At 63.0% G+C, this 20,512-nt stretch carries 20 protein-coding genes; 4 read left to right on the top strand and 16 right to left on the bottom strand.

Annotation, left to right across the window (positions count from 1 at the left end; translation table 11 throughout):
* Window positions 1-51 precede the first annotated feature (51 nt).
* The 4 genes from AYK61_RS21710 to AYK61_RS21695 form a co-directional block, all read right to left on the bottom strand.
* The gene (locus AYK61_RS21710; RefSeq protein ID WP_128645565.1) at window positions 52-852 is read right to left on the bottom strand and encodes a hypothetical protein; all 801 of its coding nucleotides are present in this window, start codon (window positions 850-852) and stop codon (window positions 52-54) included.
* Window positions 853-1,089: 237 nt separating this feature from the next.
* Window positions 1,090-1,359, bottom strand: coding sequence for a WXG100 family type VII secretion target (locus AYK61_RS21705; protein ID WP_121873540.1), 270 nt, complete (start codon window positions 1,357-1,359; stop codon window positions 1,090-1,092).
* Between the two features lie 35 nt (window positions 1,360-1,394).
* Window positions 1,395-5,840 carry an FtsK/SpoIIIE domain-containing protein gene (locus AYK61_RS21700; protein ID WP_121873060.1) on the bottom strand — a complete coding sequence of 1,482 codons (4,446 nt, stop codon included), beginning with the start codon at window positions 5,838-5,840 and terminating at the stop codon, window positions 1,395-1,397.
* Window position 5,841: 1 nt separating this feature from the next.
* Entirely contained in the window at window positions 5,842-6,576 is a 735-nt protein-coding gene (locus AYK61_RS21695; RefSeq protein ID WP_183130486.1) for an RDD family protein, read from the bottom strand.
* A gap of 213 nt (window positions 6,577-6,789) precedes the next feature.
* On the opposite strand from AYK61_RS21695, the gene AYK61_RS21690 reads away from it, so the two are divergent.
* Both AYK61_RS21690 and AYK61_RS21685 read left to right on the top strand, forming a co-directional pair.
* The gene (locus AYK61_RS21690; protein ID WP_220709164.1) at window positions 6,790-7,308 is read left to right on the top strand and encodes a hypothetical protein; all 519 of its coding nucleotides are present in this window, start codon (window positions 6,790-6,792) and stop codon (window positions 7,306-7,308) included.
* Between the two features lie 79 nt (window positions 7,309-7,387).
* Window positions 7,388-7,993: a serine/threonine protein kinase gene (locus AYK61_RS21685; RefSeq protein ID WP_121873057.1), complete on the top strand. Its 606-nt coding sequence runs from the start codon at window positions 7,388-7,390 to the stop codon at window positions 7,991-7,993.
* Between the two features lie 483 nt (window positions 7,994-8,476).
* Here AYK61_RS21685 and AYK61_RS27425 read toward each other — a convergent pair whose 3' ends face one another.
* Window positions 8,477-8,638: a hypothetical protein gene (locus AYK61_RS27425; RefSeq protein ID WP_183130485.1), complete on the bottom strand. Its 162-nt coding sequence runs from the start codon at window positions 8,636-8,638 to the stop codon at window positions 8,477-8,479.
* A gap of 530 nt (window positions 8,639-9,168) precedes the next feature.
* Between AYK61_RS27425 and AYK61_RS27080 the strand changes: the two genes are divergently transcribed.
* Complete coding sequence (locus AYK61_RS27080; RefSeq protein WP_147458374.1) at window positions 9,169-9,729, top strand: hypothetical protein; 561 nt, start codon at window positions 9,169-9,171, stop codon at window positions 9,727-9,729.
* 263 nt (window positions 9,730-9,992) lie between these two features.
* Window positions 9,993-10,379 carry a hypothetical protein gene (locus AYK61_RS27420; RefSeq protein WP_183130484.1) on the top strand — a complete coding sequence of 129 codons (387 nt, stop codon included), beginning with the start codon at window positions 9,993-9,995 and terminating at the stop codon, window positions 10,377-10,379.
* Between the two features lie 89 nt (window positions 10,380-10,468).
* Here the strand turns inward: AYK61_RS27420 and AYK61_RS21670 are convergent, their stop codons facing one another.
* The 11 genes from AYK61_RS21670 to AYK61_RS21620 form a co-directional block, all read right to left on the bottom strand.
* The gene (locus AYK61_RS21670; protein ID WP_121873054.1) at window positions 10,469-11,692 is read right to left on the bottom strand and encodes a type II toxin-antitoxin system HipA family toxin; all 1,224 of its coding nucleotides are present in this window, start codon (window positions 11,690-11,692) and stop codon (window positions 10,469-10,471) included.
* The gene (locus AYK61_RS21665) at window positions 11,689-11,949 is read right to left on the bottom strand and encodes a helix-turn-helix domain-containing protein (protein WP_121873053.1); all 261 of its coding nucleotides are present in this window, start codon (window positions 11,947-11,949) and stop codon (window positions 11,689-11,691) included. Before AYK61_RS21665 ends, AYK61_RS21670 begins: the two co-directional genes overlap by 4 nt.
* 260 nt (window positions 11,950-12,209) lie before the next feature.
* A complete protein-coding gene (locus AYK61_RS21660; RefSeq protein WP_121873052.1) occupies window positions 12,210-13,313 on the bottom strand; it encodes an alcohol dehydrogenase catalytic domain-containing protein in 1,104 nt (367 codons plus the stop codon).
* Window positions 13,314-13,323: 10 nt separating this feature from the next.
* Window positions 13,324-14,283 (bottom strand): ROK family protein, encoded by a 960-nt coding sequence (locus AYK61_RS21655; protein WP_121873051.1) that lies wholly within the window; start codon window positions 14,281-14,283, stop codon window positions 13,324-13,326.
* On the bottom strand, window positions 14,280-14,948 hold the full coding sequence (locus tag AYK61_RS21650; protein WP_121873050.1) for an HAD-IA family hydrolase: 669 nt from the start codon (window positions 14,946-14,948) through the stop codon (window positions 14,280-14,282). Before AYK61_RS21650 ends, AYK61_RS21655 begins: the two co-directional genes overlap by 4 nt.
* Complete coding sequence (locus tag AYK61_RS21645; protein WP_121873049.1) at window positions 14,945-15,832, bottom strand: TIGR03619 family F420-dependent LLM class oxidoreductase; 888 nt, start codon at window positions 15,830-15,832, stop codon at window positions 14,945-14,947. The genes AYK61_RS21650 and AYK61_RS21645 overlap by 4 nt, the downstream gene beginning before the upstream one ends.
* A complete protein-coding gene (locus tag AYK61_RS21640) occupies window positions 15,829-16,626 on the bottom strand; it encodes a VOC family protein (RefSeq protein WP_121873048.1) in 798 nt (265 codons plus the stop codon). Before AYK61_RS21640 ends, AYK61_RS21645 begins: the two co-directional genes overlap by 4 nt.
* Entirely contained in the window at window positions 16,623-17,522 is a 900-nt protein-coding gene (locus AYK61_RS21635; RefSeq protein WP_121873047.1) for an NADP-dependent oxidoreductase, read from the bottom strand. Before AYK61_RS21635 ends, AYK61_RS21640 begins: the two co-directional genes overlap by 4 nt.
* A complete protein-coding gene (locus tag AYK61_RS21630; protein ID WP_121873046.1) occupies window positions 17,519-18,337 on the bottom strand; it encodes an SDR family NAD(P)-dependent oxidoreductase in 819 nt (272 codons plus the stop codon). The genes AYK61_RS21635 and AYK61_RS21630 overlap by 4 nt, the downstream gene beginning before the upstream one ends.
* Complete coding sequence (locus AYK61_RS21625; RefSeq protein WP_121873045.1) at window positions 18,330-19,325, bottom strand: zinc-binding dehydrogenase; 996 nt, start codon at window positions 19,323-19,325, stop codon at window positions 18,330-18,332. The genes AYK61_RS21630 and AYK61_RS21625 overlap by 8 nt, the downstream gene beginning before the upstream one ends.
* Complete coding sequence (locus AYK61_RS21620) at window positions 19,322-20,512, bottom strand: MFS transporter (RefSeq protein ID WP_121873044.1); 1,191 nt, start codon at window positions 20,510-20,512, stop codon at window positions 19,322-19,324. The genes AYK61_RS21625 and AYK61_RS21620 overlap by 4 nt, the downstream gene beginning before the upstream one ends.

Genomic DNA, 20,512 nt, shown 5'->3' with positions numbered 1-20,512 from the left:
GTTGTGCTCCATATGTTGAAGGTGGATCGACTGTCTGCGAGCTTGTCCGGCTCAGTCATGATTCGTGGAGCTTCCCTGATACCGCGCCATGCTCTGCCTGATCGTGTCGAATCTCGGATCGGTAGAACGGTCGAACTGTTCACCGATCGATCTGTACGTTTCTCCGTTTGAATGGAGGTCGATGCCTGTGCGGTCTCCTGCGGCATCGGCGGTGAAATTTTGTACCGTGCCTTGGTCGTTGTTGAAGACCGATGCGGTGAGGTTTGTTGCAGTGGTGATCGGGTTGAGAACAATCATGCTTGCTGCTGCCGTCGAGGGCACTGGATCGCCCTCGGCTGACAAAGTAAGTAGATTGGCTCCCATAGTCTCCGGGGCAACGCCTGCCAGACGGGGTGCACCGAAAGTGACCACATCGGTGACGTTGAACAGGCCAGTGGCCGCGATGGTTTGAGCGTCGATACCGCCCTGGCTGTAACCGACCATCATTATCTCTGCCCCGTGAGGAATGCGTGACATTCGGCCGAGTAGATACGGGTCAGGAAGGCCGGTGACTTTGTAAATGTTGTCAGCCCAGTTGAGCCGGTTGCCTGGGTTGAATCCGTTGCCATCCCCCGCACCGCCGGTGCCTTCGACGTACACGACGTAACGGTCTACACCGTCGGAGCCGGTGATCTTCTCTATGTGCACTCCATCGCGGTTGTGGTCGTCGCGGTCGATCTTCTCGAACAGCGACTTGGTACTGACGCTCGGTTCGGAGCAGACCGCCAAACCCGTCGCGACTGCGACGCCCGTTGCTGCTGCACTGGTCGACTCCTGTTCGGATGCGTTGCGTCGCAACGTATCGGCTGCCACAGTGATGGCTTGGCTCGTCGACCTCAATCGTGCGGTGTCTGTCGTGTTCCACTGCGATCTGAAGCGGTCCGCGTCGGGACCGCGCCATGCATTGGAATTGGAGATTCGGACCGACAAGGAGCGGATGGTCTCCTCCAGGGTGCTGGCGATGTCGGTGAACTGCTTCGCCAGTGTGCGAAGCTCGTGGACGTCTGCCCCGTGTTCGGCCACAATCTGCTCCTTGTCGGTGTCGAGGTTCTACGAGCTGCTGCTGGTCTGCTGTTGCTGCTGCGCATTGCGACTTGCTGTCTGCGATGCCTGCTGCAGTGCATTGACGACAGCCTTGAGTTGCGCGGTGTGCGTGCCCTGCCATTCGGAGCGGAATCGATCGGCGTCAGGGCCCTTCCACTGAACGCCGTTGAGCTGACTTGTCAGTCGCGTCAGCACGCCCTGAATTTCGTTCGCCTTGTTGTTCAGTTCACGCGAAAGCTGCTGAACCTGCTCGACGTCTTGTCCCCAGAATGCCATCGGCTTCTCCATTCGTTCGTTGTTTTTCGTGATAGTCAGTTCGGACGCGCAAGCTGTAGCTTCACCGCCTTACCTTGCGCAATCAGGAATCCTCGGCCAGGTGGTTGTGCGCCACGTTGCCTCGAGCCCAGCGGCGTGCTGAGAAGGCTCTCGCCGTCGATGTCACTGGGACACAACAGGAGTCCTCGACGGCCGGACCGGAAGGGGCCGCCGAGCGCGTAGGCACCCTGCCAGGTGGAGATCTCCGACTCGCCCACGACGAGGCCATCCGCAGCGTCGACACACTTGATCATCCGTTCGAGGTCCGGTTGAACCACCGAGTCGGTGAACTCGCTCAACGACTCGACGACAACCACCATGCGTGGCGCGTCGGGGGATTCGCCTCGCTCGATGATCTCGAGCAGCAACGTCGACACCGCCTCCAGCCCGATGGCCACGGAATCCCACACGTCCTCGGATTCGGTGCCACTGGCACGTGGTGAGAGATAGAACGTCCGGACTTCGGATTCTGCACGCACAACGGACTGCGCCAAGGTCACGAGCGCCGTCGAGCGCCCGCTGAACGGTGGACCCGCGACCATGAGCAAGCCGCGCGGGTCGAATCCCACCGGCGCAAGATCTGCGTAGCCGATGCCGATCGATGGTCTGCCTCCGACCTCGTTGGGCAGGGAGCTCGAGGCGACGTCATCGGAGAGGCGTTCCACAGCAGCAGCACGGTGGACACCTGCTGCCCGCGACGCATCTGCGAGCTCGGTCAGTACGCGGAACTGGGTCTCGACATTGGGGTCACCGCCGAGCACCGATATTTGCACTTCCCGATCGTCCACAATCCCTCGTCCGGGCGGCGATAGGCGGTCGAGGATGTCCTTCGGCGCACCTAGTAGGAGATAATCGTCCTCGGCGGCCATGCGTAGAACGAGACGACGTTGAATTGTCGAACCGAGCGATGTGGGAACAGCATTGGGACGGTCGGCCGACACGATCAGATGTACCCCGACGGCTCGGCCGTCAGTGGCCATCTGGTTGAGCATCGCGAACCACGGGGACACCGGCGATGATTCGTACGCTTCTCGAAACGCGCCGATACCGTCCACCAACAACAGGATGCGCGGCTCGTCCGGCCGCCGCGCGATGCTGCGATAGTCGACGATGCTGGAGGCATTCACTCGCGAGTAGTCCTCGGAGCGACTGTCGACGAGACCGGTGAGCCGCCGCATCAGACGTCCCAGGAGTTCGTCGTCATCGCCGACTATCGCTCCGACCTCGGGGAGAGAGTCGAGCATCCGCAGTCCGCCCGAGCCGAAGTCGATCCCGTATATCTCGACCGGCCCCTGCTCGCTCGCAGCCAGGACGGCAGCGGTGGCGACGGTACGCAGGACCGTCGACTTGCCCGATCCGCCAGTGCCGAACACAGCGAAGTTTCCGTCTCTGTCCGGATCGAAGCAGACTGCCGGCTGGCTTTGGGTGGCGGGGTCGTCGGCGACGCCCAGCGGGTACCCACCCACTGAAACGCTCGGCCGAGTCACCATGTCGTATGCCCGTTTGAGCTCGGGGAGCCACGGAACTCGTGGATTCGGTACCTTCGCCAGCTCGGCCGCACGAGCGATCGAGCGAACAACCCGCATCATGTCGGTGTCCTGCGATTGCGCAGCAACTATCGGAATGGGTGTTTCCCAGGGCTTCCCGTCGCCGAAGTTCATCTCGGTGATGTCGATAGGCGTTTGCGTATCCGAACCGACCGTCCAACCACCGGTGTATGCGGTTTGGAAAGTCGTCAACCGACCCGGCCCGACCTTGGCTGTTGCGCGGCCGGGCAAGCTGGGTGAGAAGTAGGCGGCATCCTTGGACCCGAGCACATCGACCGAATCGTCCTCGTCCGCCATCCGCAGTGCCACGCGAAGATTGGTGTTCGCCCGAAGATTGTCCTTGATGACACCGGCTGGGCGTTGAGTCGCGAGAATCAGGTGCAGTCCCAGCGAACGTCCTCGTTGAGCGATGTCGACGACACCGTCGACGAACTCGGGTATCTCCTTGGCCAACGCTGCGAACTCGTCGACGATGATCACCAGCGAAGGCGGAGTCTCCGGGTCCTGCGAACGCTCGAGCGAAAGAAGATCCTTCTCACGTTTGCGATTGAGTAGCCTTTCGCGATAACCGATCTCGGCTCGAAGCGAGATCAGCGCTCGCCTGACGAGGTGAGGGGAAAGGTCGGTGACGAGTCCGACCGAGTGGGGTAGGTCGACGCAGTCGGCGAACGCCGTTCCACCCTTGTAATCGACGAACAGAAACGAGACGCGGTCCGGACTGTGCTCTGCGGCCATGCCGAGAATCCAGGCCTGGAGGAACTCGCTCTTGCCAGAACCCGTCGTACCACCGACCAGAGCATGCGGCCCGTGCTCGCGCAGGTCCAGATGGAATGTGTCGACACCGCGCGATCCGACGAGAGCCCGTAACGAATTATCCGACGTCCGTCGAGGAGGGGGCGGCCCGGAACGCTTCAGGATGGAGTTGTTGCGTTCCCAACGTCGAACCAGCTTCGTTGGATCCGAGGTGATCGAGAAATCGTCCAGATCGAGGAAGGAGACCGAGCGTGGCAGGTCGGTCTCGTCTTCGACGGACACTCCGACATCGACGACAGGCGCGAGCAACAGCGCGATCTGGCGGGCGTCCGGCAGGTCGACGGTTTCACTTGCCACGGGGAAGGTGTGCTTTCCGACGCGTACTTCACCCGCCGTCGAACCGGATGTGTTCGTCTCGACGAGCAGGAAGGACCTGCACGCCGCGGGTACGCTCGTCAATTGTGTTGCTACCCAGACGAGGTGGACGTTGACGTCGGGACCACGCTCGGCGAGTCTGGTCAGCCGTGATCGATCGACGGGAGCGTCGTCCTCGACCACCACCACGACGACGGGAAGGATCGGATCGGCCTTGTCGAGGGTCGGTCTTCCGTCTTGCTCGGTGTCCAATGACTTTCTGGGGCCGGTACGAACCTCCGACGCGTCCAGTCGCTCGCGAACGAGGTCCTCCAGACGAGCCACCAAGGAAGTACCACCTTCGGTGGAATCGGCGAACAGGTCGCCGGCCAGGGGGCTGTAGGTCGGGCCGCTGTGCGGGAGCCATTCGAGCCAGCTCCATGACGCGCGCGTCGCGGACGACGCAACGGCGGCAATCGTGAGTTCGGCCGGCGAGTGCAATCCCACCAGCTGAATGACAAGTCCACGTGCAACCCCGTCCACGACTCCTCTCGGTCCGCACACTCCCAACGATCCGCTGGAACGGAGGTCGGCGACGATCGGTACATCGGTGATCGTGGAGAACTCGTCACGCATCTCTTCGAGCTGCCGCCAGTACTCCGGCAGCGATTCGCCTCGGCTGGGCAGTTCGAGCGCACTCCGAGACGGCGCATCTCCCAATCCCATTCGGACAGTCAGAAACCCGGAGTGCTCTGGTCGGTGGGTCCAGAGCAGAGTGCCCAGTAGGTGCACGGCTTCGACGGAGTCGGATACTGATGGGGTCTCGCCGAGGCGCACTGCGCGTTCCACGGCCTGGGTAGAATGCAAATCGGCCGCGGTATTTCGCAGTCCCGATGCGAATTGTTCGATGGCCTCGCGCTGCTTGCGTTTGTTCTGCAGCGCGGTGTCGATGTACATGCCGATCATGAGCAAGGGGCTCAGAGCAACGAAGACGACGGTGAGGGCATTGCGTGTGAAGGCGAACAGTGCGATACCGAGGATCAGCGGTGCCAACATGGAGATGATCGGAAATCGATTGGGATCGAGCCGTTTCGGTGGCTGCGGCGCCTCGAATGTCCGGCCGTCGAAACGCCGTATCACCCTCGGTGATCGATTGAACTCCATCGCTGGGCTGTCTGCGGAGTCGGTCCTTGCACGCACCGTGTGAAAGACCGCGATGGTCGTGTCGCCGAGGCCAACGACATCGGACCCGGCTACGTAGGTGCGCTCGATCCAGTTGCCGCCCATATGAATACCGGCACCGGTTTCGGTACGATCGACGATCTCGATACTCTCTCCGACGAGGATGAGGGCATGTGAACCCAGCACTGTGCTGTCGGTGAGGAAGATGTCGGCTTCCGAAGACGAGCCGACGGTGCTGGCACCCTCGGGAAGAAGGAACTCGCGTCCGGCATCCGGGCCGGACAACACTCGAAGCATCGCAATGGCTCGTCCGCGACGGCTCACGGCATTGCTGCCGTTGTAGGTCCCCACTGTCACCGTCGAGCCGGATCGCACCCCCGATTCGACGAGATTGACACCAGGGTCCAACTGCCGACCGTCCACCGCGGACTCGAATGCCGACTGCTCGACAGTCAACGTGAGGTCGGGCGTCGAGGGGATCGAACTTTTCGGGTCGCCGTCGGCCAGTGCTCGCGCCATGTCCCCGACGGTCGCGGTGGCGTCGGCGACCATCGACAGGTCGACGGTGTGGCCTGACGGCCGTCGCAGAATCAGCTTCAGGTGCATGTCATGAACTCATCGCAACGGTGTCGAACGGTGGCGGTGGCGGAGGAGGGGGCGGTGCGGTGGGGGCCGTTGCCGTGGGCCCGACGGGTACCGGAGAAGCCACGGCGAGCGTTCCGCGGTCGGGTTTGCGGAAGGCGGTCGTCACGACCTGAGGTCCCATCGGATTCAGGCCCTTGACGACGTCGATGACGGCCGTCCGTGCGACACGGTCGTGCCAACCTCTTCGCAGCCCCGAGGAGTCGAAGGCCGTGCTCAGCGCGCACAGCCAGGGAATGGCCAAGAACACCAGGCTTCGAGCCGCAGCGGCAGCGATACCTGCAGGTCTGGTGGTGGCAGAATCGGCGAGACGCAGACCGAGGGCGGCCTTGCCGAAAGAGAGACCGCGAACTCCGTTCCATACGACGAGCCAAATCCATGTGCACACAGCGGATATCGATCCGACCCCCAATGCAACGGCACCGTTGGAGAGTGCGAGACCGAGCATGGTGAACGCGAAGGGTCCGAGTGCGACTGCGCCGCAATCGATCACCGTGGAGACGACCCGCAGGCCCCTGGATGCGGGAAGTATCCGGGACCCAGGACTGACCGGAGCGACCTGCAACGGCGACGTTGCGGCCTTGGCGAGGGTTGACGGGGCAACCGCTCGGTTGGATACCGCCCCGCCGCACACCGCACAGAACGGTGCGCCGGGGGATAACCCAGAACCGCACCGCACGCAGACTTCGGAGCTAGTCACCACGAGGCCTCTCGAACGAACAGACACGGCGGACTGCCATGAAATCCGTATCGTACGAAGCTTTCGGCACTTTCACAGTCGCTCGAACGAACGACAGTACAAATCGGGCCGAGGTTCATCCGATTGAGGTACTGCGGAGTCCACAGCTGCAGTGAAGTATCTGGTTCGAGAATTGGCGAGCGCCTTACATGAGGCCTTTACTTTGGAGAATGCGTGAAGACACCGACTTGGTTCCGTAGGTCCTTGTTTGCTGGACTGGCAAGTGCAGCAGTGCTGATCGTGTCAGCGCCGCCCGCATCAGCGGAATACACGCCAATCGACTACATCGAACTGAGCACGTGGAGCTACGACGAGATCGCCCCCGACGTGTACGAAGGAAATCTCTTCAAGCCAACCCAGTTCGCGCTGTACATCGAGCCGTGGTCACAGGGTAAGGAGCTCATAGGAATCGGCTGCAAGACGACGATCACTGTTCGTGGGTATTTCGGCATCATCGGTGTCAACGAGTCCAGCGGGCGATGCAACACGTCGAACCCGGGAACGACCATAGAGGTGCCTTTCGACGGCAAGTACCAGATCACGGCGACCGTCAGCCTTACTGCTGGAACCTCATTCACCGCGACCAAGGACGTCCTGATCGGACCTGCTTCGTTCATTCCAGCAGCGGTCGATACCGGCTCCGCGGCCATCGGAGGCCCAACCGGGTCTTCGACCACAGGTTCGGCGGGCTAGACAGCGCTCACCCGACACTGCGGGTGAACGTATGGGCGTTCACCCGCTTATCGGGCGGCTCGATGGCATTCTTGGTCTCGTGAATCAGCAAGGTAGCCGGAAACGCACTGTTGCCCTCGTTCTCGTCGCGGCCTTGGCCGCAATTGTCCTGGTCGGTGGCTTCGTATTCGCGGTCTTCCGCTTTCTCGGCGACGAAACGAATGGGCTGGCGTCGGACGCCGACGAAACAGCGACACCGACGGTGCGAGTCAACTCGGCACCTTCGCCAAAAACCCCGGGGGTGGCACCGAGCGTGCAGCAGATGCCGACCGCCCCATCTGCGTCCGTCCCGAATGTTTCGGCGCTACCGGGCCGCGGTGACCTCGGACTCGGCATTCCCATCACGGTGCCCTCGTGCGACGGAACCGGGATCGTGGTGATTCAGTCGGCCGTCGATCCGGCGTCGTACACACAGGAGATCTCGGCCGCTTTGGCCGCGAACCCCGGAGCCTCCTATCTACGCACCGATAGTTCGTGTCCGTCGCTACGTCAACGGTCCGACGCGGGCAACCCGATCTATGCGGTCTATCGACCGGCGGGATCGACGACGCAGTCCATCTGTGCGGCTGTCGACGCAGCTCCGGTCGGTTCCTATGGAAAGTGGCTGGACCTGACCACGGACCCGACTGCGATCATTTCCTGCTGATCTCCTGTTGAACGACAGACACGCACGAATTTCTCTTCGGGGGACGCAACTGTCGGTTGTTCGATCGATAGCGCGGCCACCCTCGACGGTGGCATAGTCGGCCGGTGCTCTCGTCGAAAAGCGCATCTCGTGAGAGTGTGGAGGCTTCATGAACGCAACCGGGCCTTACAGCCAGGGTCCAGGGCAATATCCCTACCATCCGTCCTCGGCACCCAACGTTCCGCCTCCGCCTGGACGCTCCATTCCGCAGCCCCCGCCAAACCCGTCGAATAGCGGCTATTCGCCGAATTCGATTCGCGCGCCGTATGGTCCGCCCTCGAACACTCCGCGTCCACCTGCTCCAGGTGGTGGTCGAAACGGTGGATTGATCGCGGCAATTGTCGCCGTGGTGGTATTTCTTCTGGCTGCACTCGGCGTCGGCGGCTGGTTCTTACTCCAAGGCAACTCCGCCGATGAGTCTGCTCGACCGCCGACTACGGCAAATCAGATACCTTCGGCCTCGGCAGAGGTGACACCCAGAGCGACGATGCCCTCCCGGTCCACGTCCTCTGCTTCTGTTGCGCCGCCGTCGAATGCGCAAATTTGCCCAGCGGCGTTCGGGCCGGTCGGCGAATACGTATCGTCAGCAGCGGGGACGACGATCACCTCATGCCCGTTCGCGGAAGCAGTACGAGTGGCCTATGCGGGCGGTGGACAGGCCGGGGTCGCTCGAACGGTCAACGCGACCAGTCCCGTCACCGGCCGGTCGTATGCGATGAACTGTTCGCCCGTGGGAGGTCTGATCACGTGCACCGGTGGTGACAACGCGGTCGTGTATGTCTACTAGACACCGATCGTCGTCGACGAGGATGGCCGGTGTCATGGCCGCAGTGGTGGTGGTCTCGCTCTCCGGATGCACGATTGCAACGAGCACGGTAGAGGGACATGCGGTCGCGGAACTTGCACCCGAGGCCGTTGTCGATTCGACTACACCCGTGGTTCCCGCGGAACCGCGTATCGACCTACCGCTACCTGCCAGCGGAGCGCAAGTAATACGTGATGAGTTCGCCACTGTCGCAACGACTTATCCCGGTCGACTCGGGCTGGCATACATGCCGGTCGGTGGTGGTCAGGTTCAGGTTCTAGGCGATTGGTCGTCAGGGGTTGCCTGGTCGACAATCAAGGTCCCCCTCGCAGTGGCCGCAATGCGTGCGAGTGGATCGGCCGAGTTGTCTTCTGCAACATCGGCGATTGTCTATTCGGACAATGCAGCAGCGGAGGATCTCTGGACGAGCCTGGGTGACGCGCCGGCCGCGGCGGCCGCCGTCGAACAAGTACTGCTCGATGGTGGTGACCCTTCCACCGGCGTGCAGGAGGAACGAATTCGTTCTGGTTACACATCATTCGGGCAGACAGAATGGTCGCTTGCCCACCAGGCGCAGTTCACCTCGAAGCTGCAATGTCTGGACTTCGGAGCTGCGATCGTGGATTTGATGCAACAGATTTCCTCGGACCAGTCGTGGGGACTCGGACGTATCCCCGGCGCGGCTTTCAAAGGTGGATGGGGACCCGGAGAAGATGGAAGCTATCTGGTCCGTCAGTTGGGCATCTTCGGCGTCGCCGACGGATTTACGGCTGTGGCAATCGCTGCTGAACCTGATTCGGGATCGTTCGACGACGGAACCGCCATTCTCGATGCAGTTGCAGAGATGTTGGGCAGCAACACATCGTCACTGCCTTATGGAACGTGCGTGTGACTACTGACCCGGCAGAATTGGCCCGCAGTACGGTCAGCCGCTGACGCGGCCGAATTCGCATCCGCTGGACAAATCCGGTGACGAAAGTTGGGTGTCGACTGCGCTTCGCTGTCAGCGGTCACGTAGTTCCTCAGGCTCGAGGGGTTATCCGTCACGGAATTCCCCACTTCGGGACGTGTCGGTGCAGGGTCCGGGTGCCGCTCAGTGATTGGACGCCGCTTCTTACACACGAACTTGTCGGACTGACGTTGTATATAACTGCCATGGACATCTGGAATGAATCGGCTCCGTACACGGGATATTTTGCAGCATGGCTCATGTGGCCGGCTTTGTTCTTCGCGATTCACGATCTGAGAAATCATCGGTCTGTGCTGCGGACCGGGGCTGTGGCGTTTCAGTTCGCCTTCACCTGTGCATTCTCGGCCTGGATCGGCATGTCGTTCTATGAGTGGCTCACCGGGTGGAGGAATGGTGTGGAGCTGTTCTGGGCAGCGACCTTCAGTCTGGCGGTCGTAGCAGGTGTCAGTTTCGGCGTAATCGCTCCGGTCATCGAGGCGGCGCGATCAGTGATCGCAGAGCGACGGGAGCTGCGGAAAGAAAGCCGGTTCACCGGCCTGACCTGGGTTCCGGACCCGTCCAAATCGGATTAGAAACTTCGGAAACTAGCTGTGGTTGCTCTCGGCGTGACGTTTGCTACCCACCATCCTGCCTTACACCGAATCTCAACCACAAGCCGAGGTCAGGACAGCTCGGTGCAGCGCTGATCGAGTAGCTGCTTCAACTGACGAGTTTGCTTGTCATCGAATCCGATCACATCGACTTCATCGATTCCGTCTCGAACGCCAGCGCACACGTCATCAAGGATTCTCAGAGTCGCTCGCTCGGGCATTCCCAGGCGACTTGCAGACTCGACGAAATGCGCTCGTGTCCAACGGTTGGCGCGCCCGTAGAAGTTCAATGCCATCGGATCGCTCCACGACGCGTAGGGCTGCGTGCACAGAAGGTCGTAGGCGGGTGTGATCGACCAGATTTCCCGAGTGTTCTTGTGGATCGAATAGTTCTTGCCGTGCAGATCGCCGTTTCCGATCGCATACGAATAGGCCGTCAAGCGAAGAAGTTCGGCGGTGGCCTGGCGCGCGGAACCGCCGCCGCGCTCGACATTGTCGGCGAGCAGCGTGATCACCGCTTCGGTCTTCATTCGGTACTTGGACGCGGGATATAGCCCGGATACTTGGCACGCATCCTCTTGCGGTAGCCGTTGTTCACCGATCCGGTCGAATCGCGCCACCAGTAGACCGCTGATTCCCTTGTCGTCTTCGATCATGCGGTGTTCCGGCACCGAAAGCCCGCATCTACGTGCCAGATTCATGAAGAAGCTCTCGTTCTGGACCAATCGCGGCAGTCGTGCCGGCGGGGCGAGTTTCAAAATGGCGGGCCCGGCCGTAGTCGACACCGGAGTCGAGTACATCTGCGCGGACACTTTGCCCTGAACGCCCGGCAGAGCGGACGAATCGCGGCTCACCGACTCACCCGTGGACAGGGAATCGAAGAGGCGACGAAGATCTGGAACACGGTGCCTCGAATCGAATACATTGCCCACCAACGACATCTCTTGACCGCTTGGAAGTACACGAACGTCCCCGATGGTGTCCGATCCGACCGCCAGTAGCAGTGTGAAGTGATCGTCCTCGGACGTCTTGGTAGCTGTTACCACTCCGGTGAGACGAACGCCTTCCGGCAGCAGGCCCGCGAAAAAGGCAGGGACGCTACCGCCCGATGCCCGCGTCTCGGGTGACGACTTCGGAATCGACCACGCGAGATCCGGCGCAGAAGCTCTGTTGAGGTAATCGCTGCGGTACCGAAACACGACGTCGTTCCCCACACGCGTCAGTGAGCCCGCGAGAAGATCGCCCTTGTAGACATCGGCTGCATCGACATCCCGCAGCTCGGCTACTGGGATCATGTCGGATCCAGCGGCGGCACAGGCGATCCGGCGCGCGTGAGCAATGTGATCTCACAGCCCAACGCTTCCGCGACAGCAACCGCGCCGTCGAGCTGCACCGTGTCTCTTCCGCCCTCGAGCGCCTGGACTGTCGAGCGGCCCACGCCGGCGAGCAGCGCCAACTCGGCTTGAGTCATGCGCAACTGATGCCGACGCGCGACGAAGGCTCCGGCCAGTTCGCCGGAGTGCTTCCGAGCTCGTCGTCGTGGTTCGGCCATGATCGCTCCTTGTGCTTGCGCAGGCATGCATATCGGAGCATACATCGTGAACTATCGGGTGAACAGCCCCTATGCCTGTCAACATAGGCATAAAAGAGTCGAATGAGCATGCAGCCACGCTTCCCGCAGTTATGCATGCGTTCTCACGCGTAAGCATCGGGTGATCGGGTGAGCGAGGGACGCGCTACGGCATCCGGCCAGCACACACCGGCTGTGCGTTGCGGCGTAGAGCTCGACGAACAGTCCGGAGCGAGCAGCGGTCAGTCGTGGCTGTTGAGGTCCACGACCAATCGGACCACGAGTTCCCCGTCGATGACTCGCGTTCGTTGCTCGCAGATGGTGTTCATCAGCGCGGTTCCCTCGTCGATTCCGCGTCGATGTGTGAGGAGTCTGTCGATCGAGTTTTCGGCTTTGGCCAATGCCGTTGCTGCTGCGGTGAGTTGACTGTTGGTCACGCCCCGATTGCCCGTCAGTGCCACGCGCTGAGCGCCGCGGGTGAATGTCGTGACTGCGGGCGGCGTCGGGCCGCCGGTGTTGGCCTGTCGGACACCGGCGATGTCCACACCGGGGAGCAGATCTGAGGTCGCCTTTGCCGGCACCCCGCCGATGGGATGTACCGCGACGACTCGATCTCCGAGCCGACGCAGCGCCGCATCGATGGACGCCACCGTCCCGGCGCGGTGCGTGGCCACCAGAACCGCGACCGATCCGGTCAGGTCCCGCTCCCAGTCGTCGTCGATGGAGAAGTTCTTCACCGATGGCAGATAGTTCGCGGTCCACTTCGCACCCAGTTCGGTGCGATGCACCATCGCGACGTCCACAGTGGGGAACAGGACGGACGGCGCGAGAGTGGCGGCGAGATTACCGATCATTCCGTCACCGAAGATCAGGAGCGTCTGCGGTGTCTCCCTCGCAAGGCACGAGAGTGCGTAGCGGACGACCGCGTACGGTTCGACGAGAGTCGCCCGGGCACTGGACAAACCGGGCGGAAGCAGCGACACCAATCCGCCGCTGACGGCGGACGCACCGATGATGACCCGCTGCTGGAACAACCCCTCCACGTTGTGGCCGAGCAGGAACGACGAGTCGTGCGGGTGCGTCGGATTGACGACAACACGATCACCGACGGCGAATTCCGTTACCCCGGCACCTACTTCCACGACACGAGCCGCTCCCTCGTGACCGACGATCGGGGACGGATCGTCGCGATCGCCGCGCACGATCTGAATGTCCGTGCCGCACAGCGAGACCGATTCCGGAGCAATCAGCAGTTCGCCGGGTCCCGGTGACGGCGTCGGGCGCTCTTCGACGGCCGAGTGACTGCCGTGCCGAACGATGGCACGATGCGTCGAGTGTGTTGTCATAGCTCCTCTTTCACAGCTTGGTGACGCGGAGAAAGCCGTCGGCGATGGCGTCGGCTCCGGCCAGGGTGTCGATGTCGCCGGGGCGGCAGAGATGGATGATGTCGGCGACGCGCTCCGGAGTGAGGGAGTCGGCATACGAGCGCGTCTCCGCGAGCTGCCCGGTGAGCTCGCGTTCGTAGAATTCCCACAGTCCCTCGGCTACACCGCCGCCTATTCCGATGCGGTCCAAGCGCGGGTCGAGGGTAATCATGGTCCTGATCAGTTCGGCGATCGGTTCTACCACTGTCCGCAGCAGCCTGGACGAATCGCGATCTCCGGCCGCCAGCGAAGAGGCAAAGGTATCGACGTCGTAGCGAATATCGAGAACATCTGCCACTGCCTGAACTGCGGGTCCGGACGAGATGGACGAGACGTGCCCGATTCCTCCGCATGCGCAGGGCAAGGTCCGCACTGCCTCGGGGGCCGAAGTCGATGCTCGGAGATGACCGACCTCACCCTGTAGGCCTCGGTGGTCGACCGGAATAGTTCGCTCGGTGAGAAGCGCAGTGCGAGAGGCGATGCCGCTGCTGATCGTGAGGTAGGCGACGTGACGATCGGTGGGTCGAGCGAACCCGAGCGCGAACGACGCCAACCCGGCCGTCACGTCGTTGACGAGCCTCCATCGCACGTCGGGGCGACGGGACGACAGGATGTGCAACAGTGGAATTTCGCCGGTCGGCGCTCCACCCCACAGAGGCCCCGAACCGAGGGCAACACCGTTCTGCTCGTCGAGTGCAGCGCCACAGGAAATGTTGGCCGCAGCACCCTGTGGCACATGAAGATCGAGCGTGTCCACCAATTGTCGAAGGAGGTCATCGGCCGACGTGCCGGGCTGTCTGATTGCACTGGGCGACGGCAACCGCTCGATACCGTCACCGCGTCGAATGCGCAGCCACGTCCCGCCGAGATCGACCGAGACGGTTGTGCTCATCGCTCCGAATCCACGTCGATCGTCAGTACACGGTCTCGCATCCCGACCCGCAACCCCTCGAAGTCGTTCACACGGGCAACCTGCGGACCGGACTCGTTGCCGATGGCAATGCACCGCGCGCCGGCGGCATGAGCTGCGGCAATCCCGGCGTCGGCGTCCTCGAAGACGATGCACGACGCGATCGAGACCCCCAATTGCTCTGCGGCAAGAAGAAATCCCTCGGGGTCGGGCTTGCCGACGGCGACGTCCTCGGCGCACACGGCGACTCGCGGCGTCGGGAGCCCGGCCGCGGTGAGGCGTCGCACCATCATCGAACGCGACGCCGACGTCACCACCGCCCATCGGTCCGCAGGCACCGAGGCGAGAAACTCCTCTGCGCCGGCGATGGGCCGAACCGGTACCAGGCTCTGGTGTTCGCGTTCTCGAATCCATCGGAGTGCGGCGCGTAGGTCGGCGGTGGGTCCGAGTACACGCAGAATGATGTCGGCGGCCAGTCGGCCCGGCAGCGCCTTGGCCATTACGGCCTTGTCGACTCCGTGGCGCTCGGCGAACTCGAACCACACCGCCTCGATCGATGCGTGCGAATCGACCAGCGTCCCATCCATGTCGAACAGGAATGCGGCTGCGGTGATGGACCGACGAATCGAATCGGGCTGCAGACTCATACCGTTGCCTCCGCTCGCATCCCCAAGGCGTCACCGGCATAGCGGACGAGTTCGAGATCGTGTGCGGTGGATCGGCGTAGTCGTTGGTCGCCCGGATCGGTATCGAGAACCACGGTGCCGGCACCCAAATCGCTGAGGAATTCGATGTCGTGGCGGATCTGTTCGACGGTCCCGTAGCCGAGCGGACGATTGGGCGACTGCACCGGAGTGTCGGTGGGGAGAAAGTAGATTCTCGGGACGAACTCCTTGCCCTCGTCCAGGGCGCGCGATCCTGCGATGCACAGTTGTCGGGATGGGTGCAGCGGATGCCAACCGGTGCCGCGGGTATTGGTCCGGTCGATCGCAGCGGGACCGTTACCACCGATCCACAGCGGCGGATGTGGTGACTGCACCGGCATCGGCCCACCGTGGATACGGCGGGATGTGCCACTGGCACCGGGGTATTCGTAGGTCTCCGACGCCCACGCGGCGGCCAGGGTGTCGAGCGCGGCGTCGGTCAACCTGCCCCGGCGGTGGAACGGAACGCCCAGAACGTCGAACGCCTGCGCAGTCCAACCCACACCGACTCCGACGATGAGTCGTCCGGCGCTGAGCCGGTCGATCGTTGCGGTGGCATGCGCGAGATACGCCGGATGGCGGTGGCTTCCGATCAGAACTCCGCTACCGAGGCGAATCGAATCGGTCTGACCCGCGAGCCACGACAATGTCGTCAAGCATTCGTAGAACGGCGCGGGAGAGCGGCGATGCGCGTCGTCGGTCAGCACCACGTGATCCGAGAGCAGAATATTGTCGAATCCGGCGGATTCGGCCGTGCGTGCCCACCCGAGCAGCCCGTCCGGATCGATCTGCGGCCCGAAGTTCGGGAGATTGATTCCGTACTTCACAGCGCACCTGGAAACAGTCGAACTGCACCGGTGTTCCGATCGGCGGTGGGCAGGGTGAGGAAGTTGCCACCATTGGCCGTCAGCGGCCGGGCACCGTGCTTGCGGCCGATATTGTGCTCGAACAGTTCGACGTTCAGCTCGCCGACCGACACCATCGCCATCCGGGACGTACCCTCCACATCGAGATCGAATTGCGCACGCATGAAACCGCGATCCGCTTCGATCTCGGTACGGAGCACCTCGGTTGCGGAGTGCGATGCCACCAGCCGGGCAACGGTGGCGTCGAGATCTGCCACGCTGTACCCGGCGTGGTCGAGCCCTCGGCAGGTGGGGAGCAGCGCCGACGGAATGTCCTCGAGTCGATGATGCAGCCGGGCGTCGGTGCTACCGAAGTAGCCCGGCGTCTCCGGCCACTGCTGCAGCTCGAACAATGTGCCCCACGGCGATCGGAAGTAGATCCACCGGTTGCCCGCAATCGGCCCCTCGGGGACGGTGATCACGTCGCCGAGCAACGACACATCCTGCCGCTCATCGAGGTAGCTCGCCGCAGCATCGATGTCGCCGACGGTGAAGCACAGGTGATTGGTCCCCACATCGACTATTCGCGGCGGGCTCTGATCCGCGAGAGCCGAGGACGTGAACTCGACGGTTGTGCTGCCCGAGACCGGCACCGAGGCACCTTCGGTGGCGGTCACGCCGAGGAGAGATGCAAAGAAGTCAGCTGCCTGGTGGGCGTCGGGCACGGTGATACCGATTGTGGTGAGAGATGTTTCGGTCTTCTCGGTCGTGGTCATGGGATCAGCAGTACCTTTCCTCGTGTTCCACCTGCGGCAAGGAGCGCATGCGCCTGCGCGGCCTCGTCGAATCCGAATTCGCGGGCAACCGGCACGGTGAGCGTGCCCGCCGAGACGAGTCCGGCAATCTCTTCGAGTCCCGGTCCGTCCTCGTTCACATAGCTCTTCCCCGGTGTGATGCCCCGTTGCGGTTGCGGCTGGTCGCCGTCCTCGATCGAGACGTACGCACCGCCGTCGCGCACCGAGTCGATTGTGTCGACAACGCCTGCGGTGTCGACGACGGCGTCGTACTCACCGGCCTGCAGGTCGACAGGTTTGGCGAACACTCGCCGTGCGCCGAGCGCGAGTAGATCCCTGGTATCGGACTCTCGCGCGAGGGCGTCCACTCGGTGTCCGCGGCTGAGCAGAATCGCCGACGCGATGCGTCCCACTGCGCCCGCCGCTCCGGTCACCAAGACCGTCGATTCTGCTGCAAGGGTGATCTTGTCGAGCTGTTGAACCGCGGTGAGAGATGCGAGCGGGATCGCGGCCGCGTGCGCGAGGCCGACGCCGGTGGGCGCGTGCGCGAACAGGGATTCGTCGGCGACCACGCGCTCGGCGTAGGTACCGAATCGGTGTGCGGGCTGCGCAACCATCCCGATCACGTTGTCGCCCGGCGCAAATCGCGTCACCGACTCTCCGACGGCGACGACGGTGCCCGACACGTCCCAACCGAGGATTGCGGGGTACGTCAATTCGATGTCCAGGTATCCCGAACGAGTCTTGAGGTCGACCGGATTGACGGCTGCTGCAGCAACCGACACGACGATGTCGCCCGGCCCGGCAGCACGTTCGTCGACCTCGGCGACAGTCAGTACCTCGGGTTCACCCTTGGCGGTGATGACAACGGCTCTCATGCGATCTCCTCTCTTCCGGCCGCGGGCACCAGCTCGCCCGAGTACCGTGCATTTTCTTCTGCGGCGGTCAGCACGAGGCCGCCGTCGACGGTGATGGTGGTACCGGTGAGATAACTCGATTCGGGCCCGGCGAGAAAGACTGCGGCCGCGGCAACTTCGTGCACCCCGGCGGGCCTTCCCATCGGAATGGCCGGCCGTGCGATTTTCGCGAACGAGGATTCGTCGGCAACGCCGTTCATCGCGGTTGCTGTTTCCCCGGGAGCCACCGAATTGACGCGGACACCGTGCCGCGCGAACTCGAGTGCGAGCACTCTGCCCGACGCCGCCAACGCTGCCTTGCTGGCGCAGTAGATCGCGCCGCCGGTGATGGGCACCGAATCGTGAACGGAGGTGATGTTGACGATCGAGCCCGGGGTGCCGTCGGTGATCATGCGGCGACCGACTGCCGATGCCAATGCCAGCGGAGTGACGGTGTTGATCGCCAGGACATCCTCGATCCGTTGGACATCGAGCGTGTCGGCCGAGGATCGGTCGTTGACGCCGGCGTTGTTGACGAGGCACCGGATCTCACCGAGCTCGCTTACCGCGCCCTCGACCGCGGCGACCGTGGCACGCGCGTCACGCAGATCGAGCTGGAGCCCAGTCGCAACGACGGGATACGAGGCTCGAATGTCTTTGACCAGTAGGCGGATTCGGTCGGTGCCGTTGCCATACCCGAGGATCAGATTGTGCCCTTCGCGTGCGAGTGCCAGGGCGATCGCGCGTCCGATTCCGCTGCTGGCACCGGTGACGACGGTGAAGCCAGGCCTACTCAACTGCGATCACCACTTTCGGTCGTGTCCTGTGGCTTTCGAGACGATCGAATGCCGCTTTGGCGTCGGACAACGGGACCACGCTGTCGATGAGCGCGGCCAGTGCGGGACGAATCAGCGGAAAGAGCGCCGCCGCGCGGCGATAGTGATCGACACCGTGACGAATCCCGATGATCGAAATACCCGCCAGGGCAACCGCTCCGGGGTCGATGGCCTCCGAGTGCGCGGCTACGCCGACCAGAATGCACTTTCCACCGGGACGCAGTACCCCGATTGCCGTGTTCAGTGCGCCGACGCCGCCCGAAGCTTCCACGACGATGTCGTAGGGACCGGTCAGGGCGTCGGCCTCGGTGAAGCTGTGAGCCACTGCGCTTGCGCCGAGGTGCTCGATGCATCGTGTTTCGAGAATGTCGACGGTGACGGGATAGCGAGACAGCATGGCCACCGCGAGACTTCCGATGGTTCCCGCGCCGACTACGAGGACCCGATCGCCCGGGGACACCGACGCCGCGTCGACAGCCTCGAGTACGGTCACCAGCGGTTCGATGAGGACATGTTCGGGTTCTGCTGTCACGCGTCCCAGCGAGACCACGGCGCGCCGCGGCATGACGAGGAATTGTGCTGCAGCACCGCCGTGTTCGTAGAGGCCGACTTCCTTGAGATCCGAACATTGATTGCGCTTGCCCGATCCGCAGGCTGTGCAGGACTGGCAGAACAGCATGGTGCTGCCGGTAACTGCGTCACCTGTCTCGAGGTCGCGAACGCCACTGCCCGTCCGGTCGACCACGCCTACCCACTCGTGTCCGAAGTGATGCGGAAAGGACGTCTTCCCATCGGTCAGGTACGAGGACGTACCGTGCAGCAGTTCCAGATCCGTGCCGCACAACCCGACGTACGAGACGGCGACCACGACGTCGTCCGGGCCACAGACCGGGTCGTCGAGCTCGACGATCGATACCGAATGCGGCGCGTCGATCACGGCCGCCCTCATCCGGCCACCCTGGCCGCACGACGACTGACGAAGAGCAGCAACACCGCGCCGACGGCGAGAACTGCACCGATGGCAGGCAATACCGAGACGCTGCTGCCTCCCGACAGGGCGATGGAGCCGATCCAGGCACCCGCGGCATTGGCGAGTTGGAACCCGGCGATGTTGACGGTGGCCGCCAGGTGCGGTGCTTCACTGGCCGCACCGATCAATTTGGAGGCCAGTGGCGGAATGATCGAGAAGCCCGCGGCACCGAGAACGAACATCCACGCGAAGGCGAACCACGCTGTGCCGCCGAAGAGGAACAGGACGACGAGCGCACCTGCGAGTGCAGTCAACGCTGTGTACAGCGTCTTGTCCAGGGCCTTGTCTGCGAAATACCCGCCGAGCTGGTTTCCGACGACGGAGCCGACACCGAAGACGAACAGCACGATGGTGACGGTGGATGCCGAGACGCCGGCGTGATCGGTGAGGTACGGGGCGATGTAGGTGAACACCACGAACAGTGCGGCCTGGCTCAGCGCGGTGAGGCCGATTGCCCACAGCACCGGACCTCGGGTGAACACGCTCAGTTCCGAGGTGACACTGCCGGTGTGGTGTGACGGTGCGGCGCGTCGGGTCGAGGCGATCAGGGCGGCGGTGACGAACAGTTGGAAGAGTGCGACGATGGCGAACGACCAGCGCCAGCCGAGCTGCGAGCCGATCAGCGTCCCCAGCGGAACGCCGAGGACGGTCGCGAGGTTGAGGCCGAGCGTCACGCGTGCGATGACGCGGCCTTGAAATTCCGGTTCCACCAACGAGGTTGCCAAGACCAGGCACAGCGCGAAGAACGTGGCGTGGGGGAGTGCGGTGATGACGCGAAAGATCACCAGCGTCGCGAAGTTCGGGGCCAGTGCGGTGCCGATGTTGCCGATGATGAACAAGGCCATCAAGGCGACGATGAGCGGTGTGCGAGGAACACGGGTGGTGGCGATGGTGAGCAGCGGACCGCCGATGACGACCGTGACGGCGTAGATCGTAATCAACAGGCCTGCAGTCGAATTGCCCACGCCGACGTCGGAGGAGATCTCTTGCAGAACTCCGGCGACGAGATATTCGACGGTTCCCACCCCGAACACTGCGAGCAGCATCCAGATGATGGCGGCGTTCGCGTTGACCGCGGGCGCTTCGTGGCGTGTCTCGGTGACCAT

The sequence above is a fragment of the Rhodococcus sp. SBT000017 genome, assembly GCF_003688915.1.
Classification (GTDB): domain Bacteria; phylum Actinomycetota; class Actinomycetes; order Mycobacteriales; family Mycobacteriaceae; genus Rhodococcoides.
The sequence above is the reverse complement of the archived record's forward strand: the minus strand, read 5'-3'. Positions and strand labels throughout refer to the sequence as shown.

Excerpts from the sequence above, each read along its gene's own strand:
- AYK61_RS21670 (WP_121873054.1), bottom strand. The coding sequence starts at position 11,692 with ATGATCCCAGTAGCCGAGCTGCGGGATGTCGATGCAGCCGATGTCTAC.
- AYK61_RS21705 (WP_121873540.1), bottom strand. The coding sequence starts at position 1,359 with ATGGCATTCTGGGGACAAGACGTCGAGCAGGTTCAGCAGCTTTCGCGT.
- AYK61_RS21635 (WP_121873047.1), bottom strand. The coding sequence starts at position 17,522 with ATGAGAGCCGTTGTCATCACCGCCAAGGGTGAACCCGAGGTACTGACT.
- AYK61_RS21620 (WP_121873044.1), bottom strand. The coding sequence starts at position 20,512 with ATGGTCACCGAGACACGCCACGAAGCGCCCGCGGTCAACGCGAACGCC.
- AYK61_RS21640 (WP_121873048.1), bottom strand. The coding sequence starts at position 16,626 with ATGACCACGACCGAGAAGACCGAAACATCTCTCACCACAATCGGTATC.
- AYK61_RS21700 (WP_121873060.1), bottom strand. The coding sequence starts at position 5,840 with ATGCACCTGAAGCTGATTCTGCGACGGCCGTCAGGCCACACCGTCGAC.
- AYK61_RS21625 (WP_121873045.1), bottom strand. The coding sequence starts at position 19,325 with ATGAGGGCGGCCGTGATCGACGCGCCGCATTCGGTATCGATCGTCGAG.
- AYK61_RS21655 (WP_121873051.1), bottom strand. The coding sequence starts at position 14,283 with ATGAGCACAACCGTCTCGGTCGATCTCGGCGGGACGTGGCTGCGCATT.
- AYK61_RS21650 (WP_121873050.1), bottom strand. The coding sequence starts at position 14,948 with ATGAGTCTGCAGCCCGATTCGATTCGTCGGTCCATCACCGCAGCCGCA.
- AYK61_RS27420 (WP_183130484.1), top strand. The coding sequence starts at position 9,993 with ATGGACATCTGGAATGAATCGGCTCCGTACACGGGATATTTTGCAGCA.
- AYK61_RS21660 (WP_121873052.1), bottom strand. The coding sequence starts at position 13,313 with ATGACAACACACTCGACGCATCGTGCCATCGTTCGGCACGGCAGTCAC.
- AYK61_RS21665 (WP_121873053.1), bottom strand. The coding sequence starts at position 11,949 with ATGGCCGAACCACGACGACGAGCTCGGAAGCACTCCGGCGAACTGGCC.